The sequence below is a fragment of the Serratia sp. PL7 genome (assembly GCF_945957435.1).
In genome coordinates, this window is record NZ_CAMFLB010000015.1 from 81,132 (window position 1) to 107,221 (window position 26,090).

Below are 26,090 nucleotides of genomic sequence, written 5' to 3' on the forward strand. Positions count from 1 at the left end.
TTAACGTTTGGCTTGCCAGATACGCTGCTGGTAATCGCGGATCGAGCGATCCGAGCTGAACATGCCGACGCGCGCGGTGTTAAGGATAGTCCGCCGCGTCCATTCGTCCCGATCGCGATACAGCTCGTCGACCCGGCGCTGCGCCTGGCAGTACGAGGCAAAGTCCGCCAGCACCAGGTAGGGATCGCCGCCTTCCAGCAGGCTGTGCAGCATCATGTCGAACGCGTGCTTGTCGCCGTGGCTGAAGGTGCCGCTCGCCAGCTCGTCCAGAATCGCCTTCAGGTGCTTGTCTTTCTTGCGGTAGCTGAGCGGATCGTAACCCTTCGCCACTATCGCCTTCACCTGCTCCACGGTATTGCCGAAGATAAAGATATTGTCTTCGCCCACCTGCTCGGCGATTTCGACGTTGGCGCCGTCCAGCGTGCCGACCGTCAGCGCGCCGTTCAACGCCAGCTTCATGTTGCCGGTGCCGGAGGCCTCTTTGCCGGCGGTGGAGATCTGTTCGGAGATATCCGCCGCCGGGATCATCAGTTCGGCCACCGACACGCGGTAGTCAGGGATGAACGCCACTTTCAGGCGATCTTTCACCAACGGATCGTTATTGATCTTCTCGGCCGCCTGATTGATGGCGTAGATGATGTTCTTCGCCAGGTAGTAGCCCGGCGCCGCCTTGGCGCCGAACAGGAAGACGCGCGGCACGATGTCCAGGTTGGGGTTGTCGCGCAGCTGACGATACAGCGACAGGATGTGCAGCAGGTTCAGGTGCTGGCGTTTGTACTCGTGCAGACGCTTGATCTGCACGTCGAAGATCGCGTCCGGGTCAAGTGTCAGCCCCATTACGCCGTGTACGTAATGGGCCAGCGCCACCTTGTTGTCGCGTTTGATCTGCTGATAACGCTGGCGGAACGCCGCGTCGTCGGCGAATTTTTCCAGCCCGCGCAGCGCGTCGAGATCGCTCGCCCACTCCACCTTCAGCGTCTCGTCGATCAGGCCCGACAGCGCCGGGTTGCACTGTTTCAGCCAGCGGCGCGGCGTGATGCCGTTGGTGACGTTATGGAATTTGTTCGGCCACAGCTGGTGATATTCCGGGAACAGATCTTTCACCACCAGATCCGAATGCAGCTGCGCCACGCCATTGACCGCAAAGCCACTGACCACGCACAGGTTGGCCATGCGCACCTGCTTGTCATGGTGCACCGCCAGTTTGGCCCACACCGCCTCGTCGCCCGGCCAGTGCTTATCCACCAATTTTTTAAACCTGGCGTTGATCTGTTTGATGATGGAGAAATGGCGCGGCAGCAGGCTGCGCACCAGTTTTTCATCCCAGCACTCCAGCGCTTCCGGCATCAGGGTGTGGTTGGTATAGGCGAAGGTGTTGCTGGTGATCGCCCAGGCCGCCTCCCACTCCAGCTGGTGCTCGTCCAGCAGAATGCGCAGCATTTCCGGAATGGCGATGGTCGGGTGGGTGTCGTTCAGCTGGATCACTTCGTACTTCGGCAGCTCTTCAATCTTGCGGCCGGCCTGATGGTGCTTGCGCAAAATGTCCGCCACCGAGCAGGCGCACTGGAAATACTGCTGCATCAGGCGCAGGCGCTTGCCGGCCTGATGGTTGTCGTTCGGGTAAAGCACCTTGGTCAGCTTGTCGGCTTCTACGCCCTGCTTCTCCGCCTGCAAGAATTTGCCGTCGTTGAAATCGCTCAGGTTGAACGGATGCTGATGGGTCGCCTGCCACAGGCGCAGCGGCTGCGCCACGCCGTTGCGATACCCCAGCACCGGCAGATCCCAGGCTTCGCCGCGCAGGGTGAAGGCCGGGCGCCACCGTTCGCGGCCGTCGGCCTGCTTTTCCAGCTTGCCGCCGATGCCCACGTCCACCGCCAGCGCGGCGTTGTGGCGGAACCACGGATAGCTCTCGCGTTGCCAGTTATCCGGCGCCTCTTGCTGTTGCCCTTCGCGGAACGACTGGCGGAACAGCCCGTACTGGTAGTTCAGCCCATAGCCGGTGGCCGGTTGTTCCACCGTCGCCATCGAGTCGAGGAAACAGGCCGCCAGACGCCCCAGCCCGCCGTTGCCCAGCGCCGGATCGGTTTCCTGCTCCAGCAAATCCGCCAGCTTGACGTTCTGCTCGGCCAGCGCCTGCTCGACGGTGTCGTACCAGCCCAGGTTGATCAGGTTGTTCGCCGTCAGCCGGCCGATCAGAAACTCCATCGAGATGTAGTTCACGTGGCGCAGCGGTTTGGCGCTTTTGCGCGGCGCCGGCTGTGCGGCCAACTGCTCGGCCAGCGCCGCACTGACGGCTTCCCACCATTGATGTTGCGTCATCTGCTGTGCGGAACTGAGGCCGAACCGTTGCCACTGACGGGCGAGCGCCGCCAGAAAAGCATCCTTCTTGAGCGTAGGCTGTGACATAAGGAAAACTCTCTATCCAGTAAGTGGGTCAAATTGCCGCTATCGTGCCGGTGAGAAAGCCTGACGGCATCATCCCGCCTGGGGATTAGCTGGGGAGGAGGATTGGGGCGTAGCTGGAATTGTGATCTCAGGCACTGTTTGACTCCCTTGCAACGATGCAAAAAAGCCCGCCAACGCGTGCGGCGAGCACTGAGAACGTTAACCATGACGTTAGCACAAGTATTCGCGCTGCTGAAGTTTTGTCCATGGCCGGAAATGCGATCCGCGACCGCATCGCCGCGCGCCGGCGCCAAACGTAAAAAAGTGTGATCGATAGCAACTTAACTCCAAGCCGATGCGGAAGCTTGTTGCAATACGTTTAGGGTTGGCAGAAGTTAGGGGGAGCTATTAATTACGAACCATAAAATAATTAGCGCCACTCCAATCCCGGCGGGAACCGCGATTTATACCCTGGAATACTATGCTGATCCCATCAAAACTGAGCCGCCCGGTACGGCTGCAAAATACCGTGATCCGCGATCGCCTGCTGGCCAAACTGGCCAGCGCGGGCAACTATCGCCTGACACTGGTCAATTGCCCGGCGGGATACGGGAAAACCACGCTGATCGCCCAATGGGCGGCCGGCAAGGCCGATCTGGGCTGGTATTCGCTGGATGAGAGCGACAACCAGCCGGAGCGCTTCGCCAGCTACCTGATCGCCGCGCTGCAGCAGGCCAGCGGCGGCCGCTGCGTCAAGAGCGAGGTGCTGAGCCAGAAACACCAGTACGCCAGCCTGTCGGCGTTGTTCGCCCAGCTGTTTATCGAGCTGGCCGACTGGCACCAGCCGCTGTACCTGGTGATCGACGACTACCACCTGATCACCAACGACGCCATCCACGAAGCCATGCGCTTCTTCCTGCGCCATCAGCCGGAAAACCTGACGCTGATCCTGCTCTCACGCACCCTGCCGCCGCTCGGCATCGCCAATTTGCGGGTGCGCGATCAGCTGCTGGAAATGGGCACGCAGCAGCTGGCGTTCACCCACCAGGAAGCCAAACAGTTCTTCGACTGCCGCCTGGCGGCGCCGATGGAACAGCAGGACAGCAGCCGCCTGTGCGACGAAGTCGAAGGCTGGGCCACCGCGCTGCAGCTGATCGCGCTGTCGGCCCGCCAGTCCGCCTCGTCGGCTCAGCTGTCGGCCAAGCGCCTGGCGGGGCTGAACGCCAGTCACCTGTCCGACTACCTGGTAGACGAAGTGCTGGACCACGTCGATGCCGATGCGCGCGCTTTCCTTCTGCGCTGTTCGGTGCTGCGTTCGATGAACGATGCGCTGATCGTGCGACTGACCGGCGAAGACAACGGCCAGCAGCGGCTGGAGGAGCTGGAGCGCCAGGGGCTGTTTATCCACCGCATGGACGACACCGGAGAATGGTTCAACTTCCACCCGCTGTTCGCCTCTTTCCTGCGCCAGCGTTGCCAGTGGGAACTGGCGCTGGAGCTGCCGGGGTTGCACCGCGCCGCCGCCGAGGGCTGGCTGGCGCTGGGGTATCCGGCGGAGGCCATTCACCACGCGTTGGCGGCCAGCGACGTCAGCATGCTGCGCGACATCCTGCTGCAACACGCCTGGTCGCTGTTCCACCACAGCGAACTGGCCTTGCTGGAGGAGTGCCTCAACGCGCTGCCCTATGAGCGCCTGATCCAAAACCCCAAGCTGGCGCTGCTGCAGGCCTGGCTGGCGCAGAGCCAGCACCGCTACAGCGAGGTCAATACCCTGCTGGAGCGCGCCGAGCGCACCATGCGCGAACAGAAAATCGAGATAGACCAAACGCTGCACGCCGAGTTCGACGCCCTGCGCGCCCAGGTGGCGATCAACGCCGGCAAACCGGAAGAAGCCGAGCGGCTGGCGACCGAAGCGTTGAAATTCCTGCCGCTGTCCAGCTACTACAGCCGCATCGTCGCCACCTCGGTGACCGGCGAAGTGCACCACTGCAAGGGCGAGCTGGCGCGCGCGCTGCCGATGATGCAGCAAACCGAACAGATGGCGCGTCGTCATCAGGCCAACCATTACGCGCTCTGGGCGCTGCTGCAGCAGAGCGAAATTCTTATCGCCCAAGGCTACCTGCAGGCCGCTTACGAAACCCAGGATAAGGCCTTCGAACTGATCCGCGAACAGCACCTGGAACAGCTGCCGATGCACGAATTCCTGCTGCGCATTCGCGCGCAGATCCTGTGGTCGTGGTCGCGGCTGGACGAAGCGGAAGACGCGGCGCGCACCGGGCTGAAAATTCTGGCGAACTACCAACCGCAACAGCAGCTGCAGTGCATCGCCATGTTAGCAAAATGCTCGCTGGCGCGCGGCGACCTGGACAACGCCAATACCCACCTGCAGCGGTGCGAAGCCCTGCTGCACGGCGCCCACTACCATCGCGACTGGCTGACCAACACCGACAAATCGCGGGTGATCCACTGGCAGATGACCGGCGACACCGCCGCCGCCGCCCAGTGGCTGCGCCACACCGAAAAACCCGGTATGGCGGACAACCACTTCACGCAGGGCCAATGGCGCAACATCGCGCGGGTGCAGATCCTACTCGGCCAGTATGAAGAGGCCGGCGTAGTGCTGGATGAACTGAACGAAAATGCCCGCCGCCTGCGGCTGGTGAGCGATCTCAACCGCAATCTGCTGCTCAGCAACCAGCTGTACTGGCTGCAAGAGCGCAAGGGCGAAGCGCAGCAGGCGCTGATCGAAGCACTGTCGCTGGCTAACCGCACCGGCTTTATCAGCCACTTCGTCATCGAAGGCGAAGCGATGGCGCAGCAGCTGCGCCAGCTGATCCAGCTCAACACGCTGCCGGAGCTGGAGCAGCATCGCGCCCAGCGTATCCTGCGCGACATCAACCAGCATCATCGACACAAGTTCGCGCATTTTGACGAGAACTTCGTCGATAAGCTGCTGACCCACCCGCAGGTGCCGGAGCTGATCCGCACCAGCCCTCTCACCCAGCGCGAATGGCAGGTGCTGGGGCTGATCTATTCCGGTTACAGCAACGACCAGATCGCCGGCGAGCTGGACGTGGCGGCCACCACCATCAAGACGCACATCCGCAACCTGTATCAGAAACTGGGCGTGGCCCATCGCCAGGAGGCGGTGCAGCAGGCGCAGCAGCTGCTGAAGATGATGGGGTACGGCGCGTAAAAACCCTGATATCCCTCTGGTCTTAAACGCCGCCGAGTTGGTTACAATAGCGGCGTCCCCCAATAACGAGGCAATCAGCAGTATGGAACAGTTCGAAGCGATCAACGTTGAGCAGGCGTACACCCGCTGGAAAGAGGGCAGCGCCGCCCTGGTCGACATCCGCGATCCGCAAAGTTTTGAAGCCGGGCATACGCCGGGCGCCTTTCACCTCACCAACGCCACCCTGTCGGCCTTTATGCAGCAAAACGACTTCGAGCGGCCGGTGATGGTGATGTGCTACCACGGCAACAGCAGCCGCAGCGCGGCGCAATACCTGCTGCACCAGGGGTTCGACGCGGTCTACAGCATCGACGGCGGTTTCGAAGCCTGGGCCCGCCAGTACCCGCAAGACGTGGAAACCTCTGCCTGATCCCCGCCGCCCGCTGCGCATCGGCGGGCTTTTCCCTTCGATTTTATGCGCGTTTTCGCGGGTTTTTCGCAGATCCGTTTGCCAGCGCTCAGGATTTCGACGTTATAATCGGCCGTCAGGGTCATCGGCGAGCAAGCCGCGGCCAAAATCATTCACTTACGACGGAAGAGCAATGGTTAGAGTAATCGCCATATCCAACCCGCGCCTGGCGCTGGCCTTTGTCGACTATATGGCGACCCAGGGCATCCGGCTTGAGCTGCGCAACAGCGGCGAGGCGGCGGAAATCTGGCTGGCCGACGACAGCCACCTCGAGCAGGTGCAACACGAGCTGCAGCAGTTTCTGGTCGATCCGCTCAACCGCCGTTATCAGGCCGCCAGTTGGCAGACCGGCCATACCGACGCCGGCCTGCACTATCAGAGTGAATCCTACCTGCACACCCTGCGCAGCAAGGCCGGGCCGCTGACGCTCGGCGTGATGGTACTGTGCATCGCGGTCTACATCCTGATGCAGGTGCTGGGTGACGATACCGTGATGTACTGGCTCTCCTGGCCGCAAGACAGCAGCCAATACACGCAGCTGTGGCGCTGGGTCAGCCATGCGTTCCTGCATTTCTCCCTGCTGCATATCCTGTTTAACCTGATGTGGTGGTGGTATCTCGGCGGCCAGATGGAAAAACGCCTCGGCGCCGGTAAGCTGTTCGTGCTGGCGGTGGTGTCGGCCTTCTTCAGCGGCTGGGCGCAATCGCTGTTCAGCGGCGCGCTGTTCGGCGGGCTGTCGGGCGTGGTCTATGCGCTGATGGGCTATGTGTGGCTGACGGGGGAACGGGCGCCGGAGCGCGGCCTGATGCTGCCACGCGGCCTGATGGTGTTCTCGGTGCTGTGGCTGGTGGCCGGATATTTCGATATTTTAGGAATGTCGATCGCCAACGCGGCACACGTAGCCGGTTTAGTGTTAGGGTTATTGATGGCATTTTGGGATACGCGTCATCGCGCACACAACGAACAATAACAGCCGGGAGCTGTGCCCAGCGGGCATGGCGGGCGTTTTAGGGGATTATCGTGAAGCAAACACAGCGTCATGACGCAATTATCGAGCTGGTGCGCCTGCAGGGTTACGTCAGCACGGAAGAGCTGGTGGAACATTTTGACGTCAGCCCGCAAACGATTCGCCGCGATTTGAATGACCTGGCCGACCAGAACAAGATCCAGCGTCACCACGGCGGCGCGGCGCTGCCTTCCAGCTCGGTCAACGCTGCCTATAACGATCGCAAGGTGATGTGGTCGGAAGAGAAAGCCCGCATCGCGCAGCGCGTCGCCAGCCAGATCCCGGACGGCGCCACGCTGTTCATCGATATCGGCACCACGCCGGAAGCGGTGGCCCATGCGCTGATGAACCACAAGAACCTGCGCGTGGTCACCAACAACCTCAACGTCGCCACCCTGCTGACCGCCAAGGAAGACTTCCGCCTGATCCTGGCCGGCGGCGAAGTGCGCACCCGTGACGGCGGCATCATGGGCGAAGCCACCCTGGACTTTATCTCTCAATTCCGCCTCGATTACGGCATTCTCGGCATCAGCGGCATCGATATGGACGGCTCGCTGCTCGAATTCGACTATCACGAAGTGCGCACCAAACGCGCGATTATCGAAAATTCCCGCTGCGTGATGCTGGTCACCGACCACTCTAAATTCGGCCGCAACGCCATGGTCAACCTGGGCAACATGAACCTGATCGACTACCTGTTTACCGACCAGCTGCCGCCGCCGAGCGTGATGAAAATCATCGAGCAGTACGACGTGCAACTGGAGCTGTGCTGATCCGCTGTTAACCTGCGGGGCGCGCCGCCGCCCCGTTTCCTACTCCCCGCCCTCTTCATCGACAGCCGTTTGCGCGCTCGCGCCATATCCACATCATTTATGTGACTATCATCACCAAACTGTTACCTCTATCACGCCTAAATGTTTTTGTTTGGTTAAGTCTTGGCTTGCTTGTTGGTTTTTGATTACAATCATGAGCGAAAACGAACATGAAAGAGCTATTTCGAACATCTGGAGGAAGATGACGTGGAAACCAAAGACTTGATCGTTATCGGTGGCGGCATCAACGGTGCCGGCATCGCGGCGGATGCTGCCGGGCGCGGGCTGTCGGTACTGCTACTGGAAGCGCAAGACTTGGCCTGTGCTACGTCTTCCGCCAGTTCCAAACTGATCCACGGTGGCCTGCGCTACCTGGAACACTACGAATTCCGTCTGGTGAGCGAAGCGCTGGCCGAGCGTGAAGTGCTGCTGAAGCTGGCACCGCACATCGCGTTCCCGATGCGTTTCCGCCTGCCGCACCAGCCGCACCTGCGTCCGGCCTGGATGATCCGTATCGGCCTGTTCCTGTACGATCACTTGGGCAAACGCACCAGCCTGCCGGGCAGCAAGGGGTTGCGCTTTGGACCAGAGTCGGTGCTGAAGCCTGAACTGAAGCGCGGTTTCGAATATTCCGACTGCTGGGTTGACGATGCTCGCCTGGTGGTGCTGAACGCGCAGGAAGTGGAAAAACGCGGCGGCGAAGTGCGCACCCGCACCAAAGTGACCCGCGCATGGCGTGAAAACGGCCTGTGGATGGTGGAAGCGGTCGATATCGACAGCGGCAAAACCTTCACCTGGCGCGCCAAAGGCCTGGTGAACGCCACCGGCCCGTGGGTGAAAAACTTCTTCGACGACGGCCTGAAGCTGAAATCGCCTTACGGCATCCGTCTGATCAAAGGCAGCCACATCGTGGTGCCGCGCGTGCACGATCAGCCGCAGTCTTACATTCTGCAGAACGAAGACCACCGCATCGTGTTCGTGATCCCGTGGAATGACGAGTTCTCCATCATCGGCACCACCGACGTGGAGTACAAAGGCGATCCGAAGGACGTGAAGATCGACGAGAACGAAATCGCTTATCTGCTGAAAGTGTACAACGATCACTTCAAGAAGCAGCTGGGCCGCGACGACATCGTCTGGACTTACTCCGGCGTGCGTCCGCTGTGCGACGACGAGTCCGATTCACCGCAGGCGATCACCCGCGATTACACGCTGGACGTGCACGATGAGCAGGGCAAAGCGCCGCTGCTGTCGGTCTTCGGCGGCAAGCTGACCACCTACCGCAAGCTGGCCGAGCATGCGATGGAAAAACTGGCCCACTACTACCCAGGCTGCGGCCCGGCATGGACCAAAAACGCCACGCTGCCGGGCGGTGACATCGACGGCGACCGCGACGGCTACGCGGCCAAACTGCGCCGTGCGCACGGCTGGTTGCCGGAAGCTCTCGCGCGCCGCTATGCCCGCACCTACGGCAGCCAGAGCGAGCTGATCCTGGCCGGCGCCAACGGCCTCGCCGATCTGGGCGAAGATTTCGGCCACGGTCTGTATGAAGCCGAGCTGCGCTACCTGACCGAGAAAGAGTGGGTCGTAGAACTGGCCGACGCCATCTGGCGCCGTACCAAGCTGGGTATGTGGCTGGACGAGGCGCAGCAGGCGCGAGTGAAAGCCTGGCTGGCAGAACACGCGAAAACGAAAGCGCTGTCTCTGGCTTCCTGAGCCGCAGCGTAACGAAAAAGGGCCGGTTATCCGGCCCTTTGCTTTTTTCCTGTCCCGCTTTACAGCTTCACCGGCTGAATGTGCCAGATTTCGTCCGCGTATTCCTGAATGGTGCGATCGGAGGAGAAGTAGCCCATGTTGGCGATGTTCAGCACCGCACGCCGCGTCCATTCGTCCTGATTGAGATAGACCTCGTCCACCTTGTCCTGCGTGTCCACATAGCTGCGGTAATCCGCCAACAGCTGATAGTGGTCGCCGAGGTTGACCAGCGAGTCGAACAGATTGCCATAGCGTTTCGGCTCTTCCGGGCTGAACAAGCCGGTAGCGATCTGCGTCAGCGCCTGATGCAGCTCCGGGTCTTGCTCATAGTACTGGCGCGGGTTGTAACCGTTGCGGCGCAGCTCCTCGACCTGCTCGGCGGTATTGCCGAAGATAAAGATGTTCTCCTCCCCCACATGCTCGCGCATCTCGACGTTGGCGCCGTCCAGCGTGCCGATGGTCAGCGCGCCGTTCAGCGCGAACTTCATATTGCTGGTGCCCGAGGCCTCGGTGCCCGCCAGCGAGATCTGTTCGGACAGATCCGCCGCCGGGATGATGATCTGCGCCAGGCTGACGCCGTAGTTCGGAATGAACACCACCTTCAGTTGGGTATGCACGCGCGGATCGTTGTTGATCACTTTGGCCACGTCGTTGATCAAGCGGATGATCTGCTTGGCGGCATAGTAGGCCGAGGCCGCCTTGCCGGCGAAGATCACCACCCGCGGCACGCGCTCGATCTCCGGATCGTCCAGCAAACGGTTATACAGCGTGATGACGTGCAGCACGTTGAGCAGCTGCCGTTTGTACTCGTGGATGCGCTTGATCTGCACGTCGAACAACGCATCCGGGTTGACCACCACGTTGAGCGTTTTGGCGATATACAGCGCCAGCCGCTCCTTGTTCTGCCGCTTGGCGCGCTGTACCGCCTGCAGGAAGCTCGGGTAGTCGATATTGGCCTGGATCTCGCTCAGCTGGCTGAGATCGGTGCGCCAGGTTTGGCCGATGCAGTCGTCCAACACCGCCGCCAGCGGCGGGTTGGCCAGCGCCAGCCAACGACGCGGCGTCACTCCGTTGGTTTTGTTGCAGAAACGAGTCGGGAACAGCCGGGCGAAGTCGGCGAACAGCGACTGCACCATCAGTTCGGAATGCAGGGCGGAAACGCCGTTGACCTTGTGGCTGGCCACCACCGCCAGCCACGCCATGCGCACCCGGCGGCCGTTGGTTTCGTCGATGATTGAGACCCGCGCCAGCAGGTCGTTGTCGCCCGGCGCCACGTCCTGCACCATCTTGAGGAAGTGATCGTTGATTTCGAAAATCAGCTGCAGGTGGCGCGGCAAGATGCGGCCTATCATGTCCAGCGGCCAGGTTTCCAGCGCCTCGCTCATCAGCGTGTGGTTGGTGTAAGAGAACACCTGCTCCACCACTTCCCAGGCGTCGAGCCACTTGAATTTGTGCTCGTCGATCAGCCGGTGCATCAGCTCGGGGATCGACAATACCGGGTGGGTGTCGTTGAGGTGAATGGCGATCTTGTCCGCCAGGTTGTCGAAGGTTTTGTGCATCAGCCAGTGGCGATTGAGGATATCCTGCACCGTAGCCGACACCAGGAAATACTCCTGCCGCAGCCGCAGCTCGCGCCCGGAGGAGGTCGAGTCGTCCGGATACAGCACGCGCGACACGTTCTCCGAGTGGTTTTTATCCTCCACCGCCGCGAAGTAATCGCCCTGGTTGAACTTGCCGAGGTTGATCTCGTTACTGGCCTGCGCGCCCCACAACCGCAGGGTGTTGGTGGCGTCGGTGTCGAAGCCGGGGATCACCTGATCGTAGGCGATGGCCACGACCTCTTCGGTCTCCAGCCAACGCGCCTTGGCGCCCTCCTGCTGCACGCGGCCGCCGAAGCGCACCTTGTAGCGGGTGTTATGGCGCGGAAACTCCCACGGATTGCCGTACTCCAGCCAGTAGTCCGGCGATTCCATCTGTTGGCCGTTGACGATGTTCTGCTTGAACATGCCGTATTCATAGCGAATGCCGTAGCCGCGCCCCGGCAGCGCCAGCGTGGCCAGCGAGTCGAGGAAGCAGGCCGCCAGCCGGCCCAGACCGCCGTTACCGAGCCCGGGGTCGTTCTCTTCCTCCAGCAGCTCCGCCAGGTTCAGCCCCATCTCATTCAGCGCATTGTCGATATCCTGATAGATGCCCATCGACAGCAGCGCGTTAGACAGGGTGCGGCCGATCAGGAACTCCATCGACAGGTAATACACCTGCCGCACGTCTTGAGACAGCTGGGCGCGGTTGGAACGCAGCCAGCGCTCCACCATGCGATCGCGCACCGCGAACAGCACGGCGTTCAGCCAATCGTGCCGGTTGGCGATAGCCGGATCCTTGCCGACGATAAACATCAGCTTATAGGCGATGGAGTGTTTCAGCGCTTCCACACTGACCGTAGGTGAGGTGTAACTAAACGGTGAAGTCATGGCTTTTTAATCCCTTGTAGGGAGCCCCGCCATTCGCCGCGGAATAGCGGGCTCCGCTGAACATGGACGCGGTACGCCGCGCCCCGACAATCTACCCTTACGGCTGCCCGCCGTGCGTCAACCCGAGACGCGAAACGCGGGCTACAAGCGTTGATAAAGCGATAAATACTCTTTCGCCGCCACCGGCCAGCCGAAGTCCACGCTCATGGCGTGACGCTGAACGTGGCGCCAGTGTTTCGGCCGGCTCCACAGCACCATGGCGCGGCGGATGGCGTTGCCCAGCGCGACGGCGTCGCAATCGTCGAACACAAATCCGCTGGCGGTGCCGTCGGCCAGGTTCTCCAGCGCGCAGTCCACCACCGTGTCCGCCAGCCCGCCGGTGCGACGCACCAGCGGCAGCGTGCCGTACTTCAGACCGTAGAGCTGCGTCAGGCCGCAGGGCTCGAAGCGGCTCGGCACCAGAATCACGTCGGCGCCGCCGATGATGCGATGGGAGAAGGATTCGTGATAGCCGATCTGCACCCCAACCTGCTCGGGATAATCGGCGGCGGCGGCCAGAAACGCCTGTTGCAGCACCGCATCGCCGGCGCCCAACAGCGCCAGCTGCCCACCCTGCGCCAGCAGTTCAGGCAACGCCTGCAGCACCAGATCCAGGCCTTTTTGGCTGGTCAATCGGCTCACCACCGCGAACACCGGCAGCGATTCGTCCACCTTCAGCCCCATGGCCTTTTGCAGATGCAGCTTGTTTTTGACCTTGCTTTTCAGATCGTCGGCGTCGTAGCGGGCACTCAGCCGCGGGTCGTGGACCGGATCCCAAATCTTGTCGTCCACGCCGTTGAGGATGCCGCTCAGCCTGCCCTGCCGCTGCCGCTCCTGCAGCAGCCCCTCCATGCCGTAGCCGAACTCCGGCCGGGTGATCTCGCGCGCATAGGTCGGGCTGACGGCGGTCACGTGGTCGGCATAAAACAACCCGGCCTTGAGGAACGACATCTGGCCGTAGAACTCCAGGCCATAGACGTTGTAAAACGACGCCGGCAGCCACAGCTCGGTCACGTGATGGGCGGAGAACAGCCCCTGGTAGGCCAGGTTGTGCACCGTGAACACCGAACGCGCTGGGTGGCCGTTGGCGGCCAGATAGGCGCAGCTGAGACCGGCGTGCCAGTCGTGGGCGTGCACCAGCTGCGGGCGCCAGTAGCGATCCAGCCCCTTGGCCAGCTCGCAGGCCATCCAGCCCAGCAGCGCAAAGCGCCGGTGGTTGTCGGGGTAGGCGTACATGGACTGATCGTGGTACGGGCTGCCCGGCCGGTCATACAGCCAGGGCGCATCGATCAGGTAAATGCCCACGCCATGATAGGTGCCGTAACGCAGGCCCACCCGGCCGGCGAACGAATCGATTTCCGCCACCAGCACGGTGTCCGGAATGCCGTTGCGTACGTCAGGGAAAGCGGGCAATAGCACCCGAACATCGGCGCCTTCGGCGATTTGCGCCGCCGGCAGCGCGCCAACCACGTCTGCGAGTCCGCCCGTTTTCAGCAGGGGGAACATTTCAGAACATACGTGTAAGACCTGCATTATCACTCCTGAAAGTCGGCCGAAGGCCTCTGGATAAGAAATAAAGCAGGCTTGCCGCTGTTATGTGTGCCGCGTTGCGCAAGCCATCGAACCGTTCATCGGGCGGCAGGCTATCGTTCTGCCGCCCACGTTAACTCACAATTTTGACAACATTTCGCGCGTCACCAGCACGATGCCGCCTTCCGAGCGATAAAAACGCTTGCTGTCCTCATCGGCGTTTTCCCCGATCACCATGCCCTCCGGAATATGGCAGGCGCGGTCGATGATGCAGCGCCGCAGGCGGCAGGAACGGCCGACGTTCACGTCCGGCAACAATACGGTAGAGTCGATGGTGCAAAACGAGTTCACTCGCACGCGCGGGAACAGCACCGAATGCACCACCACCGAGCCCGAGACGATACAGCCGCCGGACACCAGCGAGTTCATGGTCATGCCGTGGCTGCCGGAGCGATCCTGCACGAACTTGGCCGGCGGCAGCGGCTCCATGTGGGTGCGGATCGGCCAGGCGCGGTCGTACATATCCAGCTCCGGCGTTACCGACGCCAGATCGAGGTTGGCGCGCCAGTAGGCGTCCAGCGTGCCCACGTCGCGCCAGTAAGGCGGCAAGTCGGGGTTGGACGTCACGCAGGATAAGGTAAACGGATGTGCCCACGCCGCCTGCTGCGCGGTGATTTTCGGGATCAGATCCTTGCCGAAGTCGTGGCTGGAGCCGGGGGTCGACATATCCTCCTCCAATAGCTGGAACAGGTAGGCGGCATTAAAAATATAGATGCCCATGCTGGCCAGCGACATATCCGGGTTGCCCGGCATCGCCGGCGGATCGGTGGGTTTTTCCAGAAACTCGATGATGCGATCGCTTTCATCCACCTTCATCACGCCGAATTCACCGGCCTCGCTGCGCGGCACCGGCAGGCAAGCCACAGTGCACTGAGCGCCCTTCTCGACGTGGTCGATCAGCATGCGCGAATAATCCATCTTGTAGATGTGATCGCCCGCCAGGATCACCACGTATTCGGCCTCGTAGCGGCGGATGATATCCAGGTTCTGGTACACCGCGTCGGCGGTGCCCTTGTACCAATGCTCGGTGCTGAGGCGCTGCTGGGCCGGCAGCAGATCGACGAACTCATTCATCTCCTCGTTGAGGAACGACCAGCCGCGCTGAATGTGCTGCACCAGCGTGTGCGACTGGTATTGGGTGATCACGCCGATGCGGCGGATGCCGGAGTTCAGGCAGTTCGACAAGGCGAAGTCGATGATGCGGAATTTGCCGCCAAAGTGGACGGCGGGCTTGGCGCGGGTGGAGGTCAAATCTTTCAGACGTGAACCGCGGCCGCCGGCCAGGATCAGCGCTACGGATTTAATCGGCAACTGGCGCGCCAACATCAGGGGGTCTTTATTTTCAAACCTAACCATAGCGGACTCCTTTTATTATTTCCGTACCAGTACGCAAAGCGAGCGCGCGGCCTGGTGCCAGGCGGGCAATACCGCCCGTGAGTCTTCCTGAGTGAACGGGGCGACAACCTGCCAATCGCCTTCCGGCAACCTCATCTCCGTCGTTTGCGGCGTGGCGTTGATCAGCAGCAGCCAGCGCTGCGACAGCAGGATCTGCATGAGCGGCTCGCCCTGCTCCCACTGCTGCGCGTCGAGCGCCTGCCCTTGCGCGTTCAGCCACTGCACGCTGCCGTCATCCTGCTGCCACCAGCGGTCCTGCTGCAGCGCGGGGATCTGGCGGCGCAGCGCGATCAGCGCCGCGACGTAATCGGTTAGCGCATCGTCCGCCGTGGCCCAATCGAGCCAGGTGGTGGCGTTGTCCTGACAATAGGCATTGTTGTTCCCCTGCTGGCTGTGTCCCTGTTCATCGCCGGCCAGCAGCATCGGCGTTCCCTGGGACAGCAACAGCGTAGCGAGCATCGCCCGCTGGCTGGCCCTGCGGCGTTGTACAATGGCGTCGTCGGCCACCAGGCCTTCGACGCCGTGGTTGTTGCTGAAATTGCGATCGCTGCCGTCGCGGTTGCCCTCGCCGTTGGGCTGATTGTGTTTCTCATTGAAGCTGACCATGTCTTGCAGGGTAAAACCATCATGGGCGGTCAGCATATTGACGGTGGCGTAAGGCGCTCGCCCGCGCTGGTTATACAGATCGCTGGAAGCGGCAAAACGCCGGGCGAACTGGCCGAGCGACACGCCGCTCTGCAGCCAGAAACGGCGCATGTCATCGCGGTAATGGTCGTTCCATTCGGCGAAGCGGCCGGGAAACGCCCCCACCTGATAGCCGCCGGGGCCAACGTCCCAGGGTTCAGCGATGAGCTTGCAGCGCGACAGCACATCGTCCGCCAGCATCGCCTGGAACAGCGGGGCATCGCGATCGAACTCCGGCGTGCGGCCGAGCACGCTGCCCAGATCGAAACGGAAGCCGTCGACGTGGCACTCCCGTACCCAAAAACGCAGGCAATCCATCACCCAGGCCACGCCTTGCGGCTGATCCAACCGCAGCGTGTTGCCGCAGCCGGTGTCGTTGACATAGTCCCCTTCGGGCGTCAGCCAGTAGTAGCTCAGGTTATCGATGCCGCTCAGCGACAGCATCGGCCCGTCCCTATCCAGCTCGGCGCTGTGGTTAAACACCACGTCCAGGATCACCTCGATGCCGGCTTGGTGCAGCGCCTTGACCGCATCGCGGAATTCGTTCAGCGGCGTGGCATCGGTGCTCAGGCTGGCGTAGCGGTTGTCCGGCGCATAGGGCGCCAGCACGTTATAGCCCCAATAGTTGATCAGCCCCAACCGCTGCAGGCGCGGTTCGGAGGTATGTTGCTGCACCGGCAGCAGTTCCAGCGCGGTGATGCCGAGGCGTTTGAAGTGGGCGATCATCTCCGGGTGCCCCAATGCGGCGAAGCTGCCGCGCAGCGCCGGCGGGATCTTCGGGTGCAGCAGCGTCAGGCCGCGCACGTGCGCTTCATAAATCACCGTCTGGCCCCAGGGCGTGGCAGGCGGGCGATCGTCCTGCCAGTCATACCGTTCGTCCACCACCACACATTTCGGCATTAGCTCTGCGCTGTCGTGCGGGTCCGGCTGCTCGTAACCGCCGTGCAGGTGCGGGTGGTCCCCCACCGGCCCTTCCACCGCGCGCGCGGCTGGATCGAGCGCCAGTTTGTTGGGGTTGAAACGCTGTCCGTTCGCCGGGTCAAACGGGCCGTAGACCCGGTAACCGTAACGTTGCCCCGGCCTTCCGCCCGGCAAATAGCCATGCCAGATATCGCCGCTGCGCGCCGGCAGCGGCAGGCGCACTTCGCGCTGCTGGCCGTCGAACAGGCACAGCTCCACCCGCTCGGCGTGCGCCGAGTACAGGGTAAAGTTGATGCCTTCGCCGTCGTAATGCGCGCCCAGCGGCGCGGCGAGGCCGGCCGTCAGCTCCGTCATGGCGCCTCCCGCAGCAGATAAATGGTCGCCAGCGGCGGCAGCGTTACGCAGATGGAGAAGTCGCGGCCGTGGCTGCCGACCGCTTCAGAAGAGACCCGCCCCTGATTGCCGGCGTTGCTGCCGTGATAGTGGTGCGAATCGGTATTGAGGATCTCGCGGTAGTCACCGGCGCGCGAGAGGCCGATGCGGTAGCGGTAGCGCGGCACCGGGGTAAAGTTGCTGATGGCGATCAGCTCATTGCCCTGCGAATCGTAGCGCGCGAAGGCGAACACCGAGTTATCGTGATCGTCGACCACCAGCCACTCGAAGCCGTCCGGCCGGTAGTCGCGCTCGTACAGCGGCGCCTGCTGCCGGTAGCAGTGGTTCAGATCGCGCACCAGCCGCTGCACGCCGTTATGCCAGTTATCCAACCCTTCCAATAAATGCCAGTCGAGGCTGGTATCGAAATTCCACTCGCGCCCCTGCGCAAATTCGCAGCCCATAAACAGCAGCTTTTTGCCCGGATGCGCCCACATAAACCCGTAATAGGCGCGCAGGTTGGCGAACTTTTGCCAGGCGTCGCCCGGCATGCGGTCGAGGACCGATTTTTTGCCGTGCACCACTTCATCGTGCGAGATAGGTAACACGAAGTTCTCGGTATAGGCATACAGCATGCCGAAGGTCATCTGGTTGTGGTGATATTTGCGGTGCACCGGATCGCACTTCATGTAATTGAGCGTGTCGTGCATCCAGCCGAGGTTCCATTTGTAGTGGAACCCCAGGCCGTTGGCGTCCGGCGGCAGAGTGACGCCGGGATAGTCGGTGGACTCCTCCGCCAGCGTCACCGCGCCCGGCTGCGCCTGGCCAATAGTTTGGTTGGTATAACGCAGGAAGGCGATGGCCTCCAGGTTCTCGTTGCCACCGTAGTAATTCGGCACCCACTCGCCGTCGGCGCGGCTGTAGTCGCGATAAATCATCGACGCCACCGCATCGACTCGCAGCGCATCGATACCGAAACGCTCCAGCCAATACAGCGCGTTGCCCGCCAGGTAGTTGCGCACCTCGTGACGGCCGTAGTTGTAGATCAGCGTATTCCAGTCCTGGTGGTAGCCCTCACGCGGATCGGCGTATTCGTACAGCGCGGTGCCGTCGAAATTCGCCAGGCCGTAGGCGTCGCTCGGGAAGTGCCCCGGCACCCAGTCAAGGATCACGTTGATGCCCGCCTCATGCGCCGCCGCCACGAACGCCCTGAAATCGGCCGGCGTGCCGAAGCGCCGGGTCGGCGCATACAGCCCCAGCGGCTGATAGCCCCAGCTGCCGTCGAACGGGTGCTCGTTGATCGGCAGCAGCTCGATATGGGTGAATCCCATGTCCTTCACATAGTCGATAAGCTGCACCGCCAGCTCGCCGTAGCTGAGCCAGAAGTGGTTGTCGGTGTGGCGACGCCACGAGCCGAGATGCACCTCGTAGATGGCGATCGGCTGGTCAAAATCGTTGGCACGGCAGCGCGCCTGCGTCGACGGCACTCTCTCAGGCAGCGGCGCCACCAGCGAGGCGGTGTCCGGGCGCATCTGCGCCTCGAAGGCGTAAGGATCGGCTTTCAGCTGGGTATTACCGTAGCAATCGACGATTTCATATTTATACAGCTGGCCGGCCCGCACACCGGGCAGGAACAGCTCCCAGATGCCGTTTTCACGCCGCAGACGCATCGGATGGCGGCGGCCGTCCCAGAAGTTGAACTCCCCCACCACCGAGACGCGCTGGGCATTGGGCGCCCAGACGGCAAAACTGACGCCGTCGACGTCATCCAGCGTGGCGAGGTGGGCACCCAGGCGTTCATAGGGGCGCAGGTGCGTGCCCTCGGCCAGCAGCCAGCTGTCGATATCCTGCAGCAGCGGGCCAAACCGGTAGGGATCGTCGACAGTCTGTTGGTGATCGCGCCAGCTGACCTGCAGCTGATAGCGGAAAGGATTTTTTCGCCGCGGCACCACGGCGCTGAAGAAACCGCGCGGATCGTCGCAGTTCAGCTGAACCAGCCGCCGGCCGGTTTGCTGTTCTACCAGCCAGACTGCGCCGGCGTCCGGCAACAGCGCGCGCACCTGCAGACCGTTATCGGTCGCATGCATGCCAAGCAGAGCAAAGGGATCGGCGTAATGGCCGGAGATGATCTGATCAATCACGTCACGATCGGGAAGTACAGGCATAGTCTTCTTCCTTAGATTAACAGCATGATCTAAGCACGGCTTGTTGGTTATTCCTTGGCCGTTTTGGTCATCATGCAATGCATTCGGACTCTAAAGCGTGATTGCGGTCGGTTATTGACCAATCTTTACTCTGCCGACCTGAATTTCGCTCTTTATGCTTATTTTTTGAAATATTTCAGTCATGGTGAAAAAGTGTTCACCCATGCGTTAAGCATAGCCAATGTCTGTTAAAAACTGCTCAGCATTGCTCAGGAAAATTCTTCATTAAGAAAACTGCCAGCCCGGCGGCGTCTGAATGCGGCGGCCGACGAGGCGATATGCGGGGTGGAGCCCAGTGAAACGAGGCTTGCGGTGACGTTGTCCGACGCGGTGCGCGGCGAACAAAAAGGCGGAAAATAAGGCTTTAGGGGGCTGAAATCAGCCAGCCCCCAGGAAGTGCGGGTTTACAACAGGATGCGCAGCATGCGGCGCAGCGGCTCGGCCGCGCCCCACAGCAGCTGGTCGCCCACGGTGAACGCCGACAGGTACTCCGGCCCCATGTTCAGCTTGCGCAGACGGCCGACCGGCGTATTCAGCGTACCGGTCACCGCCGCCGGCGTCAGTTCGCGCATGGTCAGCTCGCGGTCGTTCGGGATCACGCGCACCCAGTCGTTGTGCGTCGCCAGCATCTGCTCGATGTCCGGCAGCGACACGTCTTTTTTCAGCTTCAGGGTGAATGCCTGGCTGTGGCAGCGCAGCGCGCCGACGCGCACGCACAGGCCATCGACCGGGATCACGCTGCCGGTATTCAGAATCTTGTTGGTTTCCGCCTGGCCTTTCCACTCTTCACGGCTCTGGCCGTTGTCGAGCTGCTTGTCGATCCATGGGATCAGGCTGCCGGCCAGCGGCACGCCGAAGTTATCGGTCGGCAGTTTGCCGCTGCGGGTGGCTTCGGTCACCTTGCGCTCGATATCCAGAATGGCGGAAGCCGGGTCCTGTAGCTCTTTCGCCACGTCGGCGTGCAGCATACCCATTTGGGTCAACAGTTCGCGCATGTGGCGCGCGCCGCCGCCGGAGGCCGCCTGGTAGGTGGCGACCGACGCCCACTCCACCAGATCGTTGGCGAACAGGCCGCCGAGGGACATCAGCATCAGGCTGACGGTGCAGTTGCCGCCAACGAAGGTTTTGATGCCCTTGTCCAGGCCCTGCTGGATCACCGCGTGGTTGACCGGATCCAGGATGATGATGGCGTCGTCCTGCATGCGCAGCGACGAGGCCGCGTCGATCCAGTAACCCTGCCAACCGCTGGCGCGCAGCTTAGGATAGACTTCGTTGGTATAATCGCCGCCCTGACAGGTAATAATGATATCGAGCGCGCTCAGTGCGTCGATGTCATACGCATCCTGCAGCGTGCCTTGCTGGCCGCCGAAGGCCGGCGCGGCAGAACCGTGCTGCGAGGTGGAGAAAAAGACCGGGCGAATGGCGTCGAAATCGCGCTCTTCCGTCATGCGTTGCATGAGAACCGAGCCGACCATTCCGCGCCAACCGATGAAACCAACGTTTTTCATAATATCTGTATCCCGCCCGGATAAGGGCTTATGTAGGTGATAACGAGTTGTGTGCAATATCTCCTCACCTTACAAAATGTCGGCGCGGGCGCAAAGTGAATTTATTCGATGGCTGAGGATTTCTCAGCAATCCTTCTTATATACCCGTCGTCTTTCAAACTGCAGCGTTGTTACCTGCACGATCGCATCCCCAGTCACTTACTTGAGTAAGCTCCTGGGGATGCGATCGCTGGGCGCCTAGCTGCAATTTGAAATCCATAGGTATAGGCAAGGACGCGGCCGAAAAGGCCGAGGCGTTTTCCCGATCACGAGGTCACCATGACAGAGATGATTTCCGCTACGGTATTGCTGTTTTTAATTATGGATCCGCTGGGCAACCTGCCGATTTTCATGTCGGTGCTCAAGCATCTGGAGCCGCGCCGCCGCCGGGTGGTGCTGATCCGCGAGCTGCTGATCGCCCTACTGCTGATGCTGATCTTCCTGTTCGCCGGCGAGAAAATTCTGGCGTTCCTCAACCTGCGTACCGAAACCGTCTCCATTTCCGGCGGCATCATCCTGTTTCTGATCGCCATCAAGATGATTTTCCCCACGCAGGAGGGGAACAGCTCCGGGCTGTCCGCCGGCGAGGAGCCGTTCCTGGTGCCGCTGGCGATCCCGCTGGTGGCCGGGCCATCGATTCTGGCGGCGCTGATGCTGCTGTCGCACCAGTATCCGCATCAGCTGCCCCATCTGGTGGCAGCGCTGTTGATCGCCTGGGGTCTCTCTGCGGCCATTTTGCTGATGTCGAACCTGTTCCTGCGCCTGCTGGGCAGCAAAGGCGTCAGCGCGCTGGAGCGGTTGATGGGGCTGATTCTGGTGATGCTGTCGACCCAGATGTTCCTGGACGGCGTGCGGGCTTACATGAAGCTGTAGGCGCCTGGCGGCGCCGACAACGGCCCGCGCTCAGCGGGCGGTAACGCGGCGAATATAGGCGAGCGTATCGGCGACCACGCCGTCCAGCGGCTGGTTGATGTCAATCGCTTGCACATCCGGCTCCTGCTCGCCCGGCTCTTCCAACGTGGCGAACTGCGAAACCAGCATCTGCGGTTTGAAGAAGTGACCTTTGCGCTGCTTCAGGCGCTCCTCGATCACCGCCTTGTCGCCTTTCAGGTAGAGGAAATGCAGGTTGCTATTCCCTTCGCGCAGGCGGTCACGATAGCTTTTTTTCAGCGCCGAGCAGACCAGCAGCGACACGGGATTGGTGCGTTGCATGGCGAAGATGGCGTCGTTCAAGGCCGCCAGCCACGGGGCGCGATCGTTGTCGTCCAGCGCGTGCCCGGCAGCCATTTTGTTGATGTTGGCGCGCGGATGCAGATAATCGCCGTCCAGCATGGCGGCCTCGGCCTCGTGGGCGACAATGCTGGCTACGGCGGATTTGCCGCTGCCGGATACGCCCATCAGGATAAATACGTGATTCTGCGGATTGCTCATTGTGTCATGCCCCTATGGGAACTGGCGCAAGCGCGCCAAATGCGTCCCAACTGATAAAGATACTCTGGAACGCCGACGCCCCGCAGGGCGCCGGATAAAGATTATACGACCGTCGCCAGGAGCAGACAGCCCACCAGGCCGCACACCGAGATGATGGTTTCCAGCACCGACCAGGATTTGATGGTTTCCATGATGCTCAGGTTGAAATACTCCTTGAACAGCCAGAAGCCCGGATCGTTGACGTGCGAGAAGATGACGCTGCCGGAGCCGACCGCAATCACCATCAGCTCAGGGCTGACGCCGGTGGTGGCGATCAGCGGCGCGACGATGCCGCCGGCGGTGATTGCCGCCACGGTGGCGGAACCCAGCGCCAGACGCAGCGCGGCGGCGATTGACCAAGCCATCAGAATCGGCGAAACGTTGCTGCCTTCCATCAGGCCGGCGATGTACTGCTCGACACCGCTGTCCACCAGCACCTGTTTAAAGGCGCCGCCACCGCCGATGATCAACAGCATCATCGCGATGATTTTAATCGAGTCGGTGATGGTGCCCATCACTTCATCCATGGTGCGGCCACGGTTCAGGCCGAAGGTGAAGATGGCGATCAGCACGGCGATCAGGGTCGCCATCACCGGGTCGCCGAAGAACTCGGCGAAGCGCAGCAGGCTGTGGCCCTTCGGCAGCACCATTTCAGCCACCGCGCGCAGCGCCATCAGGATCACCGGCACCAGCGACGTGGCAACGCTGACGCCAAAGCTCGGCATCTCCGCGTCGGTAAAGGTTTTCGGGTTGTACAGGCCTTCCGGCACCGGCTTGTCGATGCCTTTCAGGAAGCGGGCATAGACCGGGCCGGCCAGGATCACCGTCGGGATCGCCAGCAGCGTGCCGTACAACAGGGTTTTACCCATGTCAGCATGGAAGATGGTGGCGATGGCGGTCGGGCCTGGATGCGGTGGCAGGAAGCCGTGAGTCACCGACAGCGCGGCGGCCATCGGCACGCCGACATACAGCAGCGGAATGCGTGCGGAGGCGGCGATGGTGAACACCAGCGGCAGCAACAGCACGAAGCCCACTTCGTAGAACAGCGCGAAGCCGACGGTGAAGCCGGTCAGCACCACCGCCCATTGAATGTGTTTTCTGCCGAACTTGTCGATCAGCGTGGTGGCGATGCGCTGTGCGCCGCCGCAGTCCGCCAGCAGCTTGCCGAGCATGGCGCCGAAGCCCATGATCAGCGCCAGGCTGCCCAGCGTACCGCCCACGCCGGCCTTGATGGAGCCGATGACCTTATCGACCGGCATACCCTGTGCAATCCCGACCGCCAGGGCAACCAGAACCAGAGAGATAAAGCCGTTCAGCTTGAAGCGGATCATCAGCAGCAGCAGCAGCGCTACGCCGCCTGCAACAATCACTAATGGCATAGTTTTTCTCCAACCTTTTATCGCGACTCTCTTTACGATAGGCGTAAAGCGTGCGGTTGTTTTATTTTTAGGCTCTTTCCCGGTGTTTAAGAAGAGCTGTAGGTGTTGTTGAGTCAGAGGTTCAGTCTTGCAGCAAGATGACCGCACACTCGTTGTTACCGGTATCATGATACCGGTAACAACATGAGCGCCGGAACCGGGTAAGCGGCTAAAATTCGCGTTCTGGGACAGAGATCAAACTTATGTCGGCAACGAGCGGCGGGCTTACAGGCGGGATAACCAGCGCGCCTCAGAGCGCGCTGCAAAAAGAAAGGGTGTTAAAACAGAACGTTAAAATGGCTCAGATACTGCCACCGGGGATCACGGTGAAACCGACGTCCACCATGCGTGGGCACACCGTTTCACCGCGCAGCCGGGCCAGCAAGCGCTCGGCGCCGATCTGCCCCATGCGTTCACGCGGCGTCAGCACGCTGGCCAGCTTCGGCACCATCACCTGGCCGATGTCATGGCCGTGGAAGCCGGCGATCGCCATGTCCTGCGGGATCGACAGCCCCTGCCGCTGGCACTCGAAGGCCGCGCCGATCGCCAGGTCATCGTTGGTGCAGAAGATACTGTCGATCTGCGGATAGTCGCGCTGCGCCACGCGCAGCAGTTCACCGCCGGCGGAATAGGAGGAAGATCGCGCGGTCATGATGCTGTACGGCTCCAGGCCGGATTCACGCATCGCCTGCTCATACCCCTGCTGCTTGATGATGGTACGTTCATCCTGACGGGCGCCGAAATAGACCACGTGACGGTGGCCGTGCGCGATGATCTGCTGGGTCATCTGGCGCGCCGCCTCGAAGTTGTTGAAGCCCACCGCCAGATCGATACACGGCGAGACGCAGTCCATCAGCTCCACCACCGGAATGCCCGCCACCTCGATCATTTTCAGGGTGCGCGGCGTGTGATGGCGCTCAGACAGGATCAGGCCGTCGATATTGTAAGACAGCAGCGAGGTCAGACGTTCTTCTTCACGCTCCGGCAGGTAGCCATAGTGCGCCAGCATGGTCTGGTAGTTGTGCGCGTCGGTCACGCTTTCGATGCCGCGCAGCACTTCGGCGAACACCTGGTTGGTCAACGACGGCAACAGCACGCCAATCGCCCGGCTGGTGGCGTTGGAGAGGATGTCCGGCGCGCGGTTGGGGATGTAGCCCAGCTCATCCAGCGCGACGGCGATTTTTTGCTGCAGGGCGACGGAAACCTGGTCGGGATTGCGCAGATAACGGCTCACCGTCATCTTGGTCACGCCCACCTTGTCCGCCACATCCTGGAGTACCGGCCGTTTTTTCTTCATTATCAATGAACTGACTAACCATGAATGGGCAGTCATTTTAGCAAAAAAAACGGCGGGCCGATATTGTCGGTTATGCGACGGCCAACGCAAAAAGGGCTCACATCGTGAGCCCTTCATACGCAGACAAAGGGGAAAAAGCGTGGTTTCTCCCCCTTTGTGACGATCAGCCGAAAATCAATAAATTGATTTTCCTTGTTTTTATATGTTTTGCCGGCGTTAAGTCAGGCAACGTCGGCAGGCGAGTCACTCACCTCAAGGGCTCACACCGTGAGCCCTTGATATTTACCGCTTAATCACACCGGCGGCAGATCGAACAGCAGGATTTCGCTCTCTTCGTCGGCCTGGATCGTCAGCGCCGATTCATCCCACACCGCGAACGCGTCGCTGATGCCGGCGGTCTGGCCGTTGACCGAGACCTTGCCGCGCACCACCTGGATCCAAACGCGACGGCCGGCGGCGATCGGGCATTCCCCCTGCTCGCCTTTATTCAGCGCCCAACGCGACAGCGTCATATCCTGGAACACCTTCAGCGAGCCGTCACGCGCATCCGGCGACAGCACCAGCTGACGGCCCTGCGGCGCGTCGAACATGCGCTGCTCATAGCGTGGCTCAAGCCCGACCTGATCCGGGATGATCCAAATCTGGTACAGGTGCAACGGACGATCCTGATTGGCGTTGTACTCGGAGTGACGCACCCCGGTGCCCGCACTCATGATCTGGAATTCACCGGCCTGGATCTGCTCCTTGTTGCCCATGCTGTCCTGATGTTCCACCGTGCCGCTCAGCACGTAGGTCAGGATTTCCATGTCTTTATGCGGGTGAGTACCGAAACCCTGCCCTGCATCGATCACATCTTCGTTGATCACCCGCAGCGCCGAGAATCCCATAAAGTTCGGATCGTAGTAATCGGCAAATGAGAAGGTGTGCCAGCTATCCAGCCAGCCATGATTGGCGTGGCCGCGGTCTTCCGCTTTACGTACATAAATCATATTCAACTCTCCTCAATGTTTTTTTACAGTCTAGTCCTGCCAGCAGAATAAGAAAGCGTAAAAAACTCATGCCTCTGTTCAAAAATTTCGATGG

At 61.3% G+C, this 26,090-nt stretch carries 17 protein-coding genes; 6 read left to right on the top strand and 11 right to left on the bottom strand.

Going from position 1 to position 26,090, the window contains the following annotated elements:
- Positions 1-2,406 (bottom strand): maltodextrin phosphorylase, encoded by a 2,406-nt coding sequence (gene malP / locus N6G83_RS36815; protein WP_049205569.1) that lies wholly within the window; start codon positions 2,404-2,406, stop codon positions 1-3.
- Positions 2,407-2,866: 460 nt separating this feature from the next.
- On the opposite strand from malP, the gene malT reads away from it, so the two are divergent.
- The 5 genes from malT (at position 2,867) to glpD (ending at position 9,563) form a co-directional block, all read left to right on the top strand.
- On the top strand, positions 2,867-5,581 hold the full coding sequence (malT, locus tag N6G83_RS36820) for an HTH-type transcriptional regulator MalT (protein ID WP_049205572.1): 2,715 nt from the start codon (positions 2,867-2,869) through the stop codon (positions 5,579-5,581).
- 82 nt (positions 5,582-5,663) lie between these two features.
- The gene (gene glpE, locus N6G83_RS36825) at positions 5,664-5,990 is read left to right on the top strand and encodes a thiosulfate sulfurtransferase GlpE (protein WP_004930790.1); all 327 of its coding nucleotides are present in this window, start codon (positions 5,664-5,666) and stop codon (positions 5,988-5,990) included.
- 172 nt (positions 5,991-6,162) lie between these two features.
- On the top strand, positions 6,163-6,999 hold the full coding sequence (glpG, locus tag N6G83_RS36830) for a rhomboid family intramembrane serine protease GlpG (RefSeq protein ID WP_043138958.1): 837 nt from the start codon (positions 6,163-6,165) through the stop codon (positions 6,997-6,999).
- A 50-nt stretch (positions 7,000-7,049) separates the two neighbouring features.
- A complete protein-coding gene (locus N6G83_RS36835; protein WP_004930797.1) occupies positions 7,050-7,808 on the top strand; it encodes a DeoR/GlpR family transcriptional regulator in 759 nt (252 codons plus the stop codon).
- A gap of 246 nt (positions 7,809-8,054) precedes the next feature.
- Complete coding sequence (glpD, locus tag N6G83_RS36840; protein ID WP_043138961.1) at positions 8,055-9,563, top strand: glycerol-3-phosphate dehydrogenase; 1,509 nt, start codon at positions 8,055-8,057, stop codon at positions 9,561-9,563.
- A 59-nt stretch (positions 9,564-9,622) separates the two neighbouring features.
- Here glpD and glgP read toward each other — a convergent pair whose 3' ends face one another.
- The 6 genes from glgP to asd form a co-directional block, all read right to left on the bottom strand.
- On the bottom strand, positions 9,623-12,070 hold the full coding sequence (gene glgP / locus N6G83_RS36845) for a glycogen phosphorylase (protein ID WP_260516212.1): 2,448 nt from the start codon (positions 12,068-12,070) through the stop codon (positions 9,623-9,625).
- A 141-nt stretch (positions 12,071-12,211) separates the two neighbouring features.
- Complete coding sequence (gene glgA / locus N6G83_RS36850; protein ID WP_260516213.1) at positions 12,212-13,642, bottom strand: glycogen synthase GlgA; 1,431 nt, start codon at positions 13,640-13,642, stop codon at positions 12,212-12,214.
- Between the two features lie 135 nt (positions 13,643-13,777).
- On the bottom strand, positions 13,778-15,055 hold the full coding sequence (gene glgC, locus N6G83_RS36855) for a glucose-1-phosphate adenylyltransferase (RefSeq protein WP_025304566.1): 1,278 nt from the start codon (positions 15,053-15,055) through the stop codon (positions 13,778-13,780).
- 15 nt (positions 15,056-15,070) lie between these two features.
- Positions 15,071-17,053, bottom strand: coding sequence for a glycogen debranching protein GlgX (gene glgX, locus N6G83_RS36860; RefSeq protein ID WP_260516214.1), 1,983 nt, complete (start codon positions 17,051-17,053; stop codon positions 15,071-15,073).
- Complete coding sequence (gene glgB, locus N6G83_RS36865; protein ID WP_260516215.1) at positions 17,050-19,236, bottom strand: 1,4-alpha-glucan branching protein GlgB; 2,187 nt, start codon at positions 19,234-19,236, stop codon at positions 17,050-17,052. Before glgB ends, glgX begins: the two co-directional genes overlap by 4 nt.
- A gap of 443 nt (positions 19,237-19,679) precedes the next feature.
- A complete protein-coding gene (asd, locus tag N6G83_RS36870) occupies positions 19,680-20,783 on the bottom strand; it encodes an aspartate-semialdehyde dehydrogenase (protein WP_049205578.1) in 1,104 nt (367 codons plus the stop codon).
- 318 nt (positions 20,784-21,101) lie between these two features.
- Between asd and N6G83_RS36875 the strand changes: the two genes are divergently transcribed.
- On the top strand, positions 21,102-21,695 hold the full coding sequence (locus N6G83_RS36875) for a YhgN family NAAT transporter (RefSeq protein WP_004930825.1): 594 nt from the start codon (positions 21,102-21,104) through the stop codon (positions 21,693-21,695).
- Between the two features lie 30 nt (positions 21,696-21,725).
- On the opposite strand, the gene gntK is transcribed toward N6G83_RS36875, so the two are convergent.
- From gntK to N6G83_RS36895, 4 genes are all read right to left on the bottom strand, one after another.
- Positions 21,726-22,253: a gluconokinase gene (gene gntK / locus N6G83_RS36880; RefSeq protein WP_213928355.1), complete on the bottom strand. Its 528-nt coding sequence runs from the start codon at positions 22,251-22,253 to the stop codon at positions 21,726-21,728.
- Positions 22,254-22,354: 101 nt separating this feature from the next.
- On the bottom strand, positions 22,355-23,671 hold the full coding sequence (gntT, locus tag N6G83_RS36885; protein WP_016930400.1) for a gluconate transporter: 1,317 nt from the start codon (positions 23,669-23,671) through the stop codon (positions 22,355-22,357).
- 340 nt (positions 23,672-24,011) lie between these two features.
- A complete protein-coding gene (gntR, locus tag N6G83_RS36890) occupies positions 24,012-25,007 on the bottom strand; it encodes a gluconate operon transcriptional repressor GntR (RefSeq protein WP_025304569.1) in 996 nt (331 codons plus the stop codon).
- A 293-nt stretch (positions 25,008-25,300) separates the two neighbouring features.
- Positions 25,301-25,996, bottom strand: a complete 696-nt coding sequence (locus N6G83_RS36895; RefSeq protein WP_004930835.1) for a pirin family protein — start codon at positions 25,994-25,996, stop codon at positions 25,301-25,303.
- Positions 25,997-26,090: the final 94 nt, after the last annotated feature.

What these genes read in the sequence shown, in the direction of transcription:
- N6G83_RS36895 (WP_004930835.1), bottom strand. Translation starts at nt 25,996, where the DNA reads ATGATTTATGTACGTAAAGCGGAAGACCGCGGCCACGCCAATCATGGC.
- gntK (WP_213928355.1), bottom strand. Translation starts at nt 22,253, where the DNA reads ATGAGCAATCCGCAGAATCACGTATTTATCCTGATGGGCGTATCCGGC.
- gntR (WP_025304569.1), bottom strand. Translation starts at nt 25,007, where the DNA reads ATGAAGAAAAAACGGCCGGTACTCCAGGATGTGGCGGACAAGGTGGGC.
- glpG (WP_043138958.1), top strand. Translation starts at nt 6,163, where the DNA reads ATGGTTAGAGTAATCGCCATATCCAACCCGCGCCTGGCGCTGGCCTTT.
- asd (WP_049205578.1), bottom strand. Translation starts at nt 20,783, where the DNA reads ATGAAAAACGTTGGTTTCATCGGTTGGCGCGGAATGGTCGGCTCGGTT.
- glgA (WP_260516213.1), bottom strand. Translation starts at nt 13,642, where the DNA reads ATGCAGGTCTTACACGTATGTTCTGAAATGTTCCCCCTGCTGAAAACG.
- glgC (WP_025304566.1), bottom strand. Translation starts at nt 15,055, where the DNA reads ATGGTTAGGTTTGAAAATAAAGACCCCCTGATGTTGGCGCGCCAGTTG.
- glgX (WP_260516214.1), bottom strand. Translation starts at nt 17,053, where the DNA reads ATGACGGAGCTGACGGCCGGCCTCGCCGCGCCGCTGGGCGCGCATTAC.
- gntT (WP_016930400.1), bottom strand. Translation starts at nt 23,671, where the DNA reads ATGCCATTAGTGATTGTTGCAGGCGGCGTAGCGCTGCTGCTGCTGCTG.
- glgB (WP_260516215.1), bottom strand. Translation starts at nt 19,236, where the DNA reads ATGCCTGTACTTCCCGATCGTGACGTGATTGATCAGATCATCTCCGGC.
- glgP (WP_260516212.1), bottom strand. Translation starts at nt 12,070, where the DNA reads ATGACTTCACCGTTTAGTTACACCTCACCTACGGTCAGTGTGGAAGCG.
- glpE (WP_004930790.1), top strand. Translation starts at nt 5,664, where the DNA reads ATGGAACAGTTCGAAGCGATCAACGTTGAGCAGGCGTACACCCGCTGG.
- malP (WP_049205569.1), bottom strand. Translation starts at nt 2,406, where the DNA reads ATGTCACAGCCTACGCTCAAGAAGGATGCTTTTCTGGCGGCGCTCGCC.
- malT (WP_049205572.1), top strand. Translation starts at nt 2,867, where the DNA reads ATGCTGATCCCATCAAAACTGAGCCGCCCGGTACGGCTGCAAAATACC.
- N6G83_RS36875 (WP_004930825.1), top strand. Translation starts at nt 21,102, where the DNA reads ATGACAGAGATGATTTCCGCTACGGTATTGCTGTTTTTAATTATGGAT.